Source organism: Streptomyces dengpaensis (assembly GCF_002946835.1).
In the GTDB taxonomy this organism is placed as follows: Bacteria; Actinomycetota; Actinomycetes; order Streptomycetales; family Streptomycetaceae; genus Streptomyces; species Streptomyces dengpaensis.
Window position 1 is genome coordinate 3054640 of record NZ_CP026652.1, and the last position, 11744, is coordinate 3066383.

An 11744-nucleotide genomic window follows, 5' to 3' on the forward strand; every position below is an offset into this window, starting at 1 on the left:
GCCGATACCAAAGGGGTACGTCGTGACGTACCCCTGGAATCACGGGCGCCCCCTGGAACGCCGCTGCCCCGGCACCGATGACGATGCCGGGGCAGCTGAAAAGGTATGGTCGCTTCCGCGTCAGCCGACGACCTTCTTGAGGGCGTCGCCGAGCGCGTCGGCCTCGTCAGGGGTCAGCTCGACGACGAGCCGACCGCCGCCTTCGAGCGGAACGCGCATGACGATGCCCCGCCCCTCCTTGGTCACCTCGAGCGGGCCATCGCCCGTCCGCGGCTTCATGGCCGCCATGCTCGTTCCCCTTCCTGAAACCAGCTCATCGTCGCCGACGGCCCCCTTGGAGGGCACGCACGCCCCCTCATAGGACACGCGTCACCGGCATCGAACACATTGCTTCCAGGCCATTATCCCGCATCTCAGGACCCGATGACCAACATCAGTCGGCATCGCTTGCGCAACGCGCTTGAGCAAAACCACACAATTCGGCGATGTGGCTGCGATACTGCGTCGCCGCATGGACTTCCGGGGCGCGGAATTCTTTGACACAGGTCATATGTCGGGCCCGCGCCTCTGTCGGTGATCTCCGCCATGCTGTCATCTGACACAGGACGTACCGCCCGGTACGACGGAGCCGCGACACCGAGGGGACCGCCATGGCCGACACCGTGCTCTACGAGGTGAACGACGGACTCGCGACGATCACGCTGAACCGCCCCGAGGCGATGAACGCGATGGACATCGCGACCAAGGTCGCCTTCCGGGACGCGGCCCAGGCGGCCGCGGCGGACGGGGACGTACGGGCCATCCTGCTCACCGCCGCCGGGGACCGGGCCTTCTGTGTGGGGCAGGACCTCAAGGAGCACATCCGGCTCCTGGCCGACGAGAAGCAGTCCGGTTCCGGCCGCACGATGAGCACCGTGCGCGAGCACTACAACCCCATCGTGCGGGCCCTGACCGGCGCCGCGAAGCCCGTGGTCGCCGCGGTGAACGGCGTCGCGGCCGGAGCGGGCTTCGGCTTCGCCCTCGCCGCTGACTACCGGATCGTCGCGGACACCGCCGCCTTCAACACGTCCTTCGCCGGGGTCGCGCTAACCGCCGACTCCGGGATCTCCTGGACGCTGCCCCGGGTCATCGGGCCCAGCCGCGCCGCCGACCTGCTGCTCTTCCCGCGCAGCATCACCGCCCAGGAGGCGTACGAGCTGGGGATCGCGAACCGGCTCGTCCCCTCCGCCGAGTTGCGCAGCGAGGCGGAGAAGGTGGCACGGGCGCTGGCAGAGGGGCCGACGCTGGCGTACGCGGCCCTCAAGGAGTCCCTCGCCTACTCTCTCTCCCACTCCTTGGACGAGTCCCTGGAGAAAGAGGACGAGCTTCAGGCGCGGGCGGGGGGCTCAGAAGACCACACGATCGCTGTGCAGGCGTTCGTGAACAAGGAGAAGCCCAAGTACCTGGGGCGGTGACGGTTCGCGGGAACTGCGGGCCGCCTGTGGCTTGTCGCGCAGTTCTCCGCGCCCCTCATCGGGCGCTCCCGTTACCGCGCGCTTCGAAACCCGCAGTCCTCCAAGTGGTCGTTCACCAAGCCGCACGCCTGCATCAAGGCGTACGCCGTCGTCGGGCCCACGAAGCGGATGCCGCGCTTCTTGAGCGCCTTGGAGAGGGCCGTCGACTCGTCCGTCACGGCCGGGACGTCGGCCAGGCGCTTCGGGGCCGGGCGCGAGGCCGGATCGGGGGCGAAGGACCAGATCAGCTCGTCGAGCTCGCCCGGCGACCAGTCGGCCAGCACGCGCGCGTTGGCCACCGTCGCCTCGATCTTGGCGCGGTTGCGGATGATGCCCGGGTCGGCGAGCAGACGCTCCTTGTCGGCGTCCGTGAAGGTCGCGACCTTGGCGATCTGGAAGTCGGCGAAGGCGGCGCGGAAGCCCGTGCGACGGCGCAGGATCGTGATCCAGGACAGGCCCGACTGGAAGGCCTCCAGGCAGAGCCTTTCGTACAGCGCGTCGTCGCCGCGGACCGGGCGGCCCCACTCCTCGTCGTGGTACGCCACATAGTCTTCGGCCGACAGCGCCCAGAGGCAGCGCCGCGTGCCGTCGGGCCCGGCCATTGCTTCACTCACCGCTGGTCCTCCTCGGTCGGCTTCCGCAGCGAAGCGGCGGCGCTCGCGCGGGCACCGGCGAGCGCGGCCTCCAGGTCGGCGATCCGGGCGTCCCGCTCGGCGATCTCGGCGCCGAGACGGCCCAGCGCGTCATCGACGTCCGCCATGCGGTAGCCGCGTACGACGACGGGGAAGCGCAGCGCCTCCACGTCCTCCCGGTTCACCGGCCGGTCGTACGGCAGCGCGTCCACCAGCCGCTCGGGCACGGCCTCGGGAAGGGGGGCGCCCTCGCCGCCGCCCACCACGGACAGTGTCACCGCGGCGACCACGACGGCGAGCGCGACGACCAGGAACAAGAACATGAACATCGCTGAGGTCCCCACGCTCTGGTGCCGACGCGCGGTGCGCCGGCGCGGAAGTACGGAAGCTGCCTGATGCTGAAAGTGTCAGGTCCGATCGTGCCATGCGAGTCTGACAGTTAAGGTCGCAGGCGGCTGATCAGTAAGGTCACAGGCGGCTGATCAGCGGGACTTACTAAGAGAGGTCACAGGGGATGCTCAGGCTCGGCAAGCGTGAATTCGAACCGCACGAGCCGGTGATCATGGCGATCGTGAACCGGACTCCTGACTCCTTCTACGACCAGGGGGCCACCTTCCACGACGAGCCGGCGCTCGCGCGCGTGGAGCGCGCGGTGGCGGAGGGTGCCGCCATCGTCGACATCGGTGGGGTCAAGGCCGGGCCGGGCGAAGAGGTGACCGCCGAGGAGGAGGCGCGCCGTACGGTCGGCTTCGTCGCCGAGGTGCGCCGGCGCTTCCCCGACGTCATCATCAGCGTCGACACCTGGCGTCACGAGGTCGGCGAGGCCGTGTGCGAAGCCGGGGCGGATCTTCTCAACGACGCCTGGGGCGGAGTCGATCCGCGGCTCGCGGAGGTGGCCGCGCGGTATGGGGTGGGGCTGGTGTGCACCCACGCCGGCGGGGCCGAGCCGCGTACGCGTCCGCACCGGATCGCGTACGACGATGTCATGGCCGACATCCTGCGGGTGACGCTGGGGCTGGCCGAGCGTGCGGTGGCCTTGGGGGTGCCGGGTGAGTCCGTGCTCATCGACCCTGGGCACGACTTCGGGAAGAACACGCGGCACAGTCTGGAGGCGACGCGACGGCTCGGGGAGATGGTTGAGACGGGGTGGCCCGTGCTCGTCTCCCTCTCCAACAAGGACTTCGTCGGCGAGACGCTCGACAAGCCGGTGAAGGAGCGGGTGGTGGGGACGCTGGCGACGACCGCCGTCTCGGCGTGGCTCGGTGCCCAGGTCTACCGCGTCCACGAAGTCGCGGAGACGCGGCAGGTGCTGGACATGGTGGCGTCCATTGCCGGGCACCGGCCACCGGCTGTCGCACGGCGGGGGCTGGCGTAGAGGGGTTTTTCGCCCCCTCCGCCCCTACCCGTCCCGACCTGGGCCCGCGGCGGAGCCGCTGACGGATGCAGCGCCCCAGACCCCGCTCCTCAAACGCCGGAGGGGCTGATTCTCAGCCGTCCCTGCCCGCCTCCTTCGAGACCAGGGCCACCGCCTCTTCCACGTCGTCCGTCAGGTGGAACAGGAGGAGGTCCTTCTCGGAGGCCTTGCCCTGGGCGATCACGGTGTTCTTGAGCCAGTCGACGAGACCGCCCCAGTACGCCGTGTCGAACAGGACGATGGGGAAGCGGGTGACCTTCTGGGTCTGGACGAGGGTGAGCGCCTCGAAGAGTTCGTCGAGGGTTCCGAGGCCGCCCGGCAGGACGACGAAACCCTGCGCGTACTTGACGAACATCATCTTGCGGACGAAGAAGTACCGGAAGTTGAGGCCGATGTCGACGTAGGGGTTGAGGCCCTGCTCGAACGGGAGCTCGATGCCGAGGCCGACGGAGATGCCGTTCGCCTCGCAGGCGCCCTTGTTGGCGGCCTCCATGGCGCCCGGCCCGCCGCCGGTGATCACGGCGAAGCCGGCCTCGACCAGGCCCCGCCCGAGGGCGACTCCCGTCTTGTACTCGGGTGAGTCCACCGGCGTACGGGAGGACCCGAAGACACTGATGGCGGGAGGGAGTTCGGCGAGCGTGCCGAAGCCTTCGATGAACTCCGACTGGATGCGCAGCACTCGCCAGGGGTCGGTGTGCACCCAGTCGGAAGGGCCGCCCGCGTCCAGGAGGCGTTGGTCCGTGGTGCTCGCCTGCACCTGACTCCGCCTGCGCAGCACCGGCCCGAGCCGCTGCTCCTCGGGTGGCACCTTCTCGCCCTCGGGGTTGCCAGTGGCCATGTCCGCTCCCTCCACTTGCGGGTGGTTCCACCCCAGCGTAGATCCACGCGGGTTACGGAGGGGGGACGTAAATATGTCCGCCGCGCACTGCCCGGGCCGGACGCTCGCGCTCGCGCTCGGCGGGAGGTTCACGGGTTCACGAGGTCAGCCAGGCGCGCAGCCGCTCCTCGCCCGCGAGGATCTTCGCCGTCTCCACGCGCTCGTCGCGCTTGTGCGCCAAATGCGGGTTGCCCGGACCGTAGTTGACCGCCGGGATGCCGAGCCCGCTGAAGCGGGATACGTCCGTCCAGCCGTACTTGGGCTGCGGGGTGCCGCCGACCGCCTCGATGAAGGCGGCGGCCGCCGGGTGGGAGAAGCCGGGGAGGGCCCCGCCGCTGTGGTCGTCGACCACGAACTCCTCGACTCCGCAGTCCGCGAAGGCCTCGCGGACGTGCGCGATCGCCTCCTCCTCGGACCGGTCCGGCGCATAGCGGAAGTTGACCGTCACCACGCACTCGTCGGGGATCACGTTTCCGGCCACCCCACCCGAAATACCGACCGCGTTCAGGCCCTCGCGGTACTCCAGGCCGTCGATCACCGGGTAGCGGGGCACGTACGAGGCCAGGCGCGCCAGGATCGGGGCCGCCGCGTGGATCGCGTTCGAGCCCATCCAGCCGCGGGCGGAGTGGGCACGCTCGCCCTTCGTCTTCAGCAGCACCCGCAGCGTGCCCTGGCAGCCGCCCTCGACCTGACCGTCCGAAGGCTCCAAGAGGACCGCGAAGTCACCCTCTAGCCACTCGGGGTGGACGTCGGCCACATGCTTCAGACCGTTCAGGTGTGCCGCGACCTCTTCGTTGTCGTAGAAGACGAAGGTGAGGTCACGGTTAGGGGCCCGCACCGTGGCCGCGATGCGGAGCTGGACCGCCACGCCGGCCTTCATGTCGCAGGTGCCGCAGCCCCACAGGACGCCGTCCTCGTCGAGGCGGGAGGGGACGTTGTCGGCGATGGGCACGGTGTCGATGTGGCCGGCGAGGATGACGCGCTCGGCGCGGCCCAGATTCGTCCGCGCCACGACGTTGTTGCCGTACCGGTCGACCGTCAGATGCGGCAGGGCGCGCAGGGCGGCCTCGACGGCGTCGGCGAGCGGCTTCTCGCTGCCGCTCTCCGAAGGGAAGTCGACGAGCTGCGCGGTGAGCTCGGCAGCGTCCAGGGTGAGGTCAATCGGGGTGTCGGCCATGCCGTCGACCCTAGGGCCTGTCCTGCGGGTCGTGCCAACGACGCGGACGGGGGCCGACCGCTCCTCCCCCTTCCCCGGTCGCTCCCCGGTCCCGTGCAGCGCAGCCGTTCCCGTCGGGCGCCGTCGGGTTCCGTCCATGGGTCAATTTCCCGAATGTTCCGGATATCCCGGACACCTCGAGTGTCGAGGATGTTCCGCGTGATAGCTCTGTTGTTCACAACCTCACACCCCGCCGACAGAGGGCTCCAGTACCTTGTACGTCGTGTCAGAGCCGTCCCCCACTCCCGTCCGGCGTGGCCGCCTCCTCCGTCTCGGGGCGGCCTTCGTGGTCCTGCTCGCGGTCGCGGGCTATCTCGCCGTGCAGTACCTCACGGAAGGCACCGGCGTGCCCAGGTGCACGGTCGTCTCGGGCAAGGGCGACGGGGCGTCGTACGAGTTCACACCGGAGCAGGCGGTGAACGCGGCGACGATCTCGGCGGTCGGCACCTCCCGCGGTATGCCCGAGCGCGCCGTGACCATCGCTCTCGCGACCGCCCTCCAGGAGTCGGCGCTGCGCAACATCAAGCACGGCGACCGTGACTCGCTCGGCCTGTTCCAACAGCGGCCCTCGCAGGGCTGGGGGACGCCGAAGCAGATCATGGACCCGACGTACGCGGCGAACATCTTCTACGAGCACCTGGCCAAGGTGCCGGGCTATTCGCGGCTGCCGCTCACCGTCGCCGCCCAGCGCGTGCAGCGCAGCGGCTTTCCGCAGGCGTACGCGAAGCACGAGCCGGACGCCACGCTGCTCGCCGCCGCCCTGACCGGCCGCGCGGCGGCCACGCTGACCTGCGAGGGGCGCCCCGACGCGACCCCGGCGGGCGGTACGGACTCGGTGCGGGCCGCGCTGGTACGGGACTTCGGGCGCGAGGTGCTGCAGGAGGCGGGAGCCGCCGTGGGCGCCCAGGGCGCTGAGGGCGCCTCTGCCGCGGCGTCCGCCTCGACCGCGGCCTCGCCCTCCCCGAGCGGGGCGAGCCGGACCGTGACCGTCCCCGTGCGCGAGGACTCCACCGCCAAGACCGGCGTACGGCAGCGGGGTTGGGAGCTCGCACACTGGGCCGTGGCCAACTCCTCGGCGCTGCACATCGAGCGGGTGTCGTACGCGGGGCGGCAGTGGACCGCCGGGAGCGCCGGCAGCGGGTGGCGCACGTCCGACGCGAAGGGGGGCTCGGCCGCGGGGGAGTCCGCCGCCGAGGTCCGCATCGTCACCGGCCAGTAGAAGTCCGCGTCGCCGCTGGACAGGACAGGTCCGAATCGTCACCGGGCAGCAGTACGGGGCCTCACCCGTGAGGGTGAGGCCGATCGCGCCGGGGTCGACGATGTGCGCAGGTTTTCGCGCGGTCACCCTCACCTCCGTCGAATCCCTTGAAAACCAAGGGCCGTAAGGATTCGGCAGACTTTCCGACTGGGTGTTTTTTGCCCGCTTTTATCCGCAGCTGATAATGCGACGCATTACCAACTCTTTACGTCGGGCCACCGCAACCTTCGCGGGCTTCGAGCGGTAGTCACTGCGTCCGAGCCCGGAACGATCACCGACGACGATCGACAGTCGGTGACGATCGGTCGGCAGCCAGCCGGTCAACTCCTGGGCACGGTCGGACACTTCAACGTTCTCTCCCGTCTAAGGAGCATCATGTCCCTCCCCCTGACCCGCCGGATCGCCCGTGCCGCGCTGCTCATCGCAGCGGGAGCGGCGCCCGTGGTCGGTGCGGCCGGCTCCGCCGGAGCGGCGACCGCGCTGCCGGCCACCCCCAACCTCGGCGGGCTGACCGCCCTGGACGGGGCGCAGGTCGGCAACACGGTCGACGGTGCGACGCAGAACGTCACCGGGCTCGCGGGCACGGCCGGCGGAAACGCTGTCAAGAAGGCGGTGCCGGCCGCGGGCAAGACCGGTGGCAAGGTCGCCAAGACGGCGACGCCGGCCGCGCAGAAGGCGGCCGGGGATGCGGCGGGGGAGGCCGGGGGTCTGCTGGGTGACACCGCGAAGACCGCCACGGGTGGTGGTCTTCCGACGGACGCCGTCACCCAAAGGGGGCTTCCGGCCGACCAGCTGCCGCTGAAGGGTCTGCCGCTTGGCTGACGCCGCCGCCCCGCTGACGCCGCGTCGGTACGGCGACCGGGGGTCCAGGGAAGGTGTTCCCTGGACCCCCGTTTGGCTGGCCCCCCCGGCTGGGGCTGGCCCCGTTTACACCGCACCCGGCACTGCAGGCTGTGCCCACCCTCCCCCACTCTCGGCTTCGCTCGAGCGGGGGGACCCCCATCGCCCTGCGGAACGACCGCCCACAGCGGTACCTGCGGAACGACTGCCCACAGCGGTACCTGCGGAACGACTGCCCACAGTGGTCACCCCAGGCGTTCGACCGCTGCCGCCACTCGCTCGTCCGTCGCTGTCAGGGCCACTCGTACGAACTTTTCGCCTGCCTCGCCGTAGAAGTCGCCGGGGGCCACCAGGATGCCCAGGTCTGCCAGGTGGGCCACCGTGGTCCAGCAGGACTCCTCCCGGGTGGCCCAGAGGTAGAGGCTCGCCTCGCTGTGTTCGATGCGGAACCCGTGCCGGAGGAGGGCGTCGCGGAGGGCGGTGCGGCGGGCTGCGTAGCGCTCGCGCTGTTCTCGGACGTGGGTGTCGTCCGACAGGGCGGCGACGACCGCGGCCTGGGTCGGCGCGGACGTCATCATGCCGCCGTGCTTGCGGATCTGGAGGAGGTCGCCGAGGACGGCGGGGTCACCCGCGAGAAACGCGGCGCGGTAGCCGGCCAGGTTCGAGCGCTTCGAGAGGGAGTGGACCGAGACGATCCCCTCGTACGAGCCGCCGCACACGTCCGGGTGCAGGACCGAGACCGGGTCGGCCTCCCAGCCCAGCTCCAGGTAGCACTCGTCGGAGAAGAGCAGGACGCCGTGCTCGCGGGCCCACGCGACGATCCGGGCGAGTTCCGGGGCGGAGAGGACCTTGCCGGTCGGGTTCGACGGGGAGTTCAGCCACAGGAGCTTCAGGTCCGTCGGGTCCAGTTCGGTCGGGTCGTCGTAGACCACGTGGTCCGCCCGGGCCAGCCGCGCGCCGACCTCGTACGTCGGGTACGCCAGGCGCGGGTAGGCGACCACGTCTTTGGATGTCGCAGTGCCGGGGCCCAGGCCCAGCTGGGTCGGGAGCCAGGCGACCAGTTCCTTGGAGCCGACGATCGGGAGCACATGGCGGTGGGTGACATCCCGCGCGCCGAGCCGTCGCCGCACCCAGCCCGTGATCGCGTCCCGCAGCTCGGGCGTGCCCCACACCGTGGGGTAGCCCGGCGAGTCCGCGGCCGCGACCAGGGCTTTCTGGATCAGCTCGGGCACCGGGTCGACCGGGGTGCCGACGGACAGGTCGACGATGCCGTCCGGGTGAGCGGCGGCCGTCGCCTTGTAGGGCTCCAGCTTGTCCCAGGGGAAGGCGGGAAGCCGGTCGGAGACTGCGGACACGGGATCGGGCTCACTTTCTCTGTACTCGCTCGTACGGCAAACGCCTCGGTCCCGTACGGCGATCAAGGCGATCAGGCCGTACGGGACCGAGGCGGCGCGTCTGTGCGGGCCGCTTACTGGTTCTGCGGCGGCAGCGCGGCGATGAAGGGGTGGTCACGCTCGATCAGGCCGAGCTTGCTGGCGCCGCCGGGCGAGCCGAGCTCGTCGAAGAACTCGACGTTCGCCTTGTAGTAGTCCTTCCACTCTTCGGGAGTGTCGTCTTCGTAGAAGATCGCCTCGACCGGGCATACCGGCTCACAGGCTCCACAGTCGACGCATTCGTCCGGGTGGATGTACAAAGCCCGGGAGCCCTCGTAGATGCAGTCGACCGGGCACTCCTCGATGCACGCCTTGTCCTTGACGTCGACACAAGGCTGCGCGATGACGTAGGTCACGCTGTCGTTCCTCCTCGATAGGGCGCTGGCGGGCCTCCGTAGGCTCCGCCGCCTGGCGCGCGGGAGCGCGGCGTTGTCGATGCCCGCCCCTAGTATCTCCGTTCTTGGGCATGATCCGAACAGGAGGGGTGAACTGACCTGTGGAAATCTCAGCTTCCGGCCGCCTCGAGGTCCGTATCACCGCTGCTGACGTGGGCAAACGTGTCTCTGTTCGGCGGATGATCAAAGATGTCGCCGAGGGTGAGAAGTTCACCGACACGGTTGGTGTTCTCACATCATGGGACAAGGGTGTGCTGCTGATCACACGACGGACCGGCGAAATGGTCCAGATCGCGGAATCCTCGCTGGTCGCGGGCAAGGTCGTCCCGGCCGCTCCGGCGCGTCGGCGGGGCCCGGCAGCCTCGTACGAGGAGCTGGCGCGGGTCGCGGCGCGGGCGTGGCGGCCGGGGGAGAGCGAGCGGCTCGGCGCGTGGGAGCTGCGGGCGGCCTCCGGGTTCACCCGGCGCGCCAACTCCGTCCTGCCGCTCGGAGACCCCGGCGTGCCGCTGGACGAGGCGCTGACGTACGTACGGGGCTGGTACGCCGCCCGTGGCCTGCCCGCGTACATCCAGACCGCGACCGGCGCCGAGGGCGCGCAGGAGCTGCTGTGCGCGGAGCTGGAGGCGCGCGGCTGGACGCGTGAGGTGACGGCCGAGCTGTGGATCGGCTCGCTCGCGCCGATCGGGGATCTGGAGGTGTCCGACGCGCCGATCGGGGATCTGGAGGTGTCCGACGCTCCGGCCGGGGACCGGAAGGCGCCGGAAGTCGTGCTGTCCCGCGAGGCGGACGACGCTTGGCTGGGCCGCTACCAGCGCAAGGGGCTGAGCGACGTGGCTCTGCGGGTGCTGGGCAGCGGGCCCTCGGTGTGGTTCGCGACGGTGCCCGGCGCGGAGGGGGAACCCCCGGCCGCGATCGGACGGTGCGTGGTCGACGGCCGCTGGGCCGGTTTCGCGGCCGTCGAGGTCGACCCGGCCCGCCGCCGCCAGGGTCTCGCCACCGCCGTGATGGCCGCCCTGGCCCGCCGGGCCCTGGACGAGGGCGCCTCGGCTGCCTGGCTCCAGGTGGAGGAGGAGAATACTGAGGCGCGGGCGATGTACGCGGGGATGGGCTTCGGGCCGCATCACGCGTACCACCACTACCGGTGGATCCCGGGATCCGGTGCGGCGGATGGCGGTTCCGGGGTCGGCGACCCGTATCGATCGGTGTGAAAGGGCACGAACCGGCTATGCGTTCCCCTCAGCCACCGGAGCCGGAGCGGGCCGCCGAGGTGCGGCGGCGGTTCGCCGACGAGGCACGGGCCGAGCGGCCCGATCTGGCGGTGCTGTGTCTGCTGGTGGGGGCCGCCGGGGACGGAACGCTGGACGAGACCGGGATGGACGCGGCGCAGATCGAGCTGGACCGGCTGGCGGGGCAGCTGCCGTTCCGTCCGGGCGGGCCGCGGTCCTGGGCGGCCGCGCTCGGGGAGCTGCTCGGCGGGCGCTGCGGGTTCCGGGGCGCGCCGGCCGACTATCAGCGGCTGGAGTCGTCGCTGCTGCACGAGGTGCTGCGGCGGCGGCGTGGGCTGCCCATCCTGTTGTCCGTGGTGTGGATGGAGGTCGCGCGGCGGGCCGGGGCGCCGGTGTACGGGGTCGCTCTGCCCGGGCACTTCGTCGTCGGCTTCGGGCCGCCGCACCCGGCCGCCACCCCGCAAGGAACTCAAGGGGCTTCACTCAGTGATTTCTTCCAGCAGCAGGTGCTGGCCGATCCCTTCGACGGCGGGCGCGTGCTCACCGGGTCCGACGCGGAACTGCTCGTCGCGGGGGCGACCGGTGCGCCGCTCGACCCCGCGATGCTCTCCCCCGCCGATCCGCTCGACGTCGTCCTGCGCGTCCTGAACAACGTCCGCGCCTGGGCGGCCGCCCGGCCCGAGCGGGCGGACGTCGCACTGTGGGCCGTCGAGCTGTCCCTGCTGCTGCCGTCACACCCCGCCCGGCTGCGCTACGAGCGCGCGCAACTCCTCGTCCAGTGCGGTGACTTCCTCGCGGGTGCCGCCGAACTCGACGCGTACGCCGATGTGGTGGGCGCCGTTGACGAGCCGGCCGCGCGTCGCCTCCGCCAGCAGGCGCAGGCGGCTCGGGCGATGCTCAACTGACGGCGGCGTGGGGGCGATGCGCTGCCGGTTTTTTCGCCCCCTCCGCCCCTGCCCG

Annotated in this window: 13 protein-coding genes; 6 read left to right on the forward strand and 7 right to left on the reverse strand. The window is 70.9% G+C overall.

Translation table 11 applies throughout. The features are described from left to right. Nucleotides 1-120: 120 nt before the first annotated feature. Nucleotides 121-288, reverse strand: coding sequence for a DUF3117 domain-containing protein (locus tag C4B68_RS13855; protein WP_003966491.1), 168 nt, complete (start codon nt 286-288; stop codon nt 121-123). Nucleotides 289-650: 362 nt separating this feature from the next. Here C4B68_RS13855 and chcB point away from each other — a divergent pair, with 362 nt between their 5' ends. Then, the gene (gene chcB / locus C4B68_RS13860) at nt 651-1454 is read left to right on the forward strand and encodes a 2-cyclohexenylcarbonyl CoA isomerase (RefSeq protein ID WP_099499718.1); all 804 of its coding nucleotides are present in this window, start codon (nt 651-653) and stop codon (nt 1452-1454) included. A gap of 71 nt (nt 1455-1525) precedes the next feature. Here the strand turns inward: chcB and C4B68_RS13865 are convergent, their stop codons facing one another. Together C4B68_RS13865 and C4B68_RS13870 are read right to left on the reverse strand one after the other, a co-directional pair. Further along, entirely contained in the window at nt 1526-2095 is a 570-nt protein-coding gene (locus C4B68_RS13865) for a DNA-3-methyladenine glycosylase I (protein WP_099499717.1), read from the reverse strand. Between the two features lie 8 nt (nt 2096-2103). Continuing rightward, complete coding sequence (locus tag C4B68_RS13870; RefSeq protein WP_099499716.1) at nt 2104-2454, reverse strand: DivIVA domain-containing protein; 351 nt, start codon at nt 2452-2454, stop codon at nt 2104-2106. A 185-nt stretch (nt 2455-2639) separates the two neighbouring features. Between C4B68_RS13870 and folP the strand changes: the two genes are divergently transcribed. Beyond that, entirely contained in the window at nt 2640-3500 is an 861-nt protein-coding gene (gene folP / locus C4B68_RS13875) for a dihydropteroate synthase (RefSeq protein WP_099499715.1), read from the forward strand. A 112-nt stretch (nt 3501-3612) separates the two neighbouring features. Here the strand turns inward: folP and C4B68_RS13880 are convergent, their stop codons facing one another. Both C4B68_RS13880 and dapE read right to left on the reverse strand, forming a co-directional pair. Continuing rightward, on the reverse strand, nt 3613-4377 hold the full coding sequence (locus tag C4B68_RS13880; RefSeq protein WP_099499714.1) for an LOG family protein: 765 nt from the start codon (nt 4375-4377) through the stop codon (nt 3613-3615). A 136-nt stretch (nt 4378-4513) separates the two neighbouring features. After that, nucleotides 4514-5593 carry a succinyl-diaminopimelate desuccinylase gene (gene dapE, locus C4B68_RS13885; protein WP_099499713.1) on the reverse strand — a complete coding sequence of 360 codons (1080 nt, stop codon included), beginning with the start codon at nt 5591-5593 and terminating at the stop codon, nt 4514-4516. A gap of 262 nt (nt 5594-5855) precedes the next feature. Between dapE and C4B68_RS13890 the strand changes: the two genes are divergently transcribed. Both C4B68_RS13890 and C4B68_RS13895 read left to right on the forward strand, forming a co-directional pair. Beyond that, nucleotides 5856-6851: a VldE C-terminal domain-containing protein gene (locus C4B68_RS13890; RefSeq protein ID WP_099500013.1), complete on the forward strand. Its 996-nt coding sequence runs from the start codon at nt 5856-5858 to the stop codon at nt 6849-6851. A gap of 414 nt (nt 6852-7265) precedes the next feature. Beyond that, a complete protein-coding gene (locus C4B68_RS13895) occupies nt 7266-7712 on the forward strand; it encodes an ATP-binding protein (protein WP_099499712.1) in 447 nt (148 codons plus the stop codon). A gap of 263 nt (nt 7713-7975) precedes the next feature. On the opposite strand, the gene C4B68_RS13905 is transcribed toward C4B68_RS13895, so the two are convergent. Together C4B68_RS13905 and fdxA are read right to left on the reverse strand one after the other, a co-directional pair. Then, a complete protein-coding gene (locus tag C4B68_RS13905) occupies nt 7976-9085 on the reverse strand; it encodes a bifunctional succinyldiaminopimelate transaminase/glutamate-prephenate aminotransferase (protein ID WP_099499710.1) in 1110 nt (369 codons plus the stop codon). A 113-nt stretch (nt 9086-9198) separates the two neighbouring features. Then, nucleotides 9199-9519: a ferredoxin gene (gene fdxA / locus C4B68_RS13910; protein ID WP_099499709.1), complete on the reverse strand. Its 321-nt coding sequence runs from the start codon at nt 9517-9519 to the stop codon at nt 9199-9201. Between the two features lie 140 nt (nt 9520-9659). Between fdxA and C4B68_RS13915 the strand changes: the two genes are divergently transcribed. Together C4B68_RS13915 and C4B68_RS13920 are read left to right on the forward strand one after the other, a co-directional pair. Beyond that, on the forward strand, nt 9660-10766 hold the full coding sequence (locus C4B68_RS13915) for a GNAT family N-acetyltransferase (RefSeq protein ID WP_099499708.1): 1107 nt from the start codon (nt 9660-9662) through the stop codon (nt 10764-10766). 17 nt (nt 10767-10783) lie between these two features. After that, entirely contained in the window at nt 10784-11689 is a 906-nt protein-coding gene (locus C4B68_RS13920; protein ID WP_099499707.1) for a transglutaminase family protein, read from the forward strand. The last annotated feature ends 55 nt before the right edge of the window (nt 11690-11744 follow it).

Bases quoted from the DNA above. Each gene is read 5' to 3' on its own strand.
- C4B68_RS13880 (WP_099499714.1), bottom strand. From the start codon at position 4,377: ATGGCCACTGGCAACCCCGAGGGCGAGAAGGTGCCACCCGAGGAGCAG.
- C4B68_RS13870 (WP_099499716.1), bottom strand. From the start codon at position 2,454: ATGTTCATGTTCTTGTTCCTGGTCGTCGCGCTCGCCGTCGTGGTCGCC.
- C4B68_RS13865 (WP_099499717.1), bottom strand. From the start codon at position 2,095: ATGGCCGGGCCCGACGGCACGCGGCGCTGCCTCTGGGCGCTGTCGGCC.
- chcB (WP_099499718.1), top strand. From the start codon at position 651: ATGGCCGACACCGTGCTCTACGAGGTGAACGACGGACTCGCGACGATC.
- C4B68_RS13855 (WP_003966491.1), bottom strand. From the start codon at position 288: ATGGCGGCCATGAAGCCGCGGACGGGCGATGGCCCGCTCGAGGTGACC.
- dapE (WP_099499713.1), bottom strand. From the start codon at position 5,593: ATGGCCGACACCCCGATTGACCTCACCCTGGACGCTGCCGAGCTCACC.
- folP (WP_099499715.1), top strand. From the start codon at position 2,640: ATGCTCAGGCTCGGCAAGCGTGAATTCGAACCGCACGAGCCGGTGATC.
- C4B68_RS13895 (WP_099499712.1), top strand. From the start codon at position 7,266: ATGTCCCTCCCCCTGACCCGCCGGATCGCCCGTGCCGCGCTGCTCATC.
- C4B68_RS13920 (WP_099499707.1), top strand. From the start codon at position 10,784: ATGCGTTCCCCTCAGCCACCGGAGCCGGAGCGGGCCGCCGAGGTGCGG.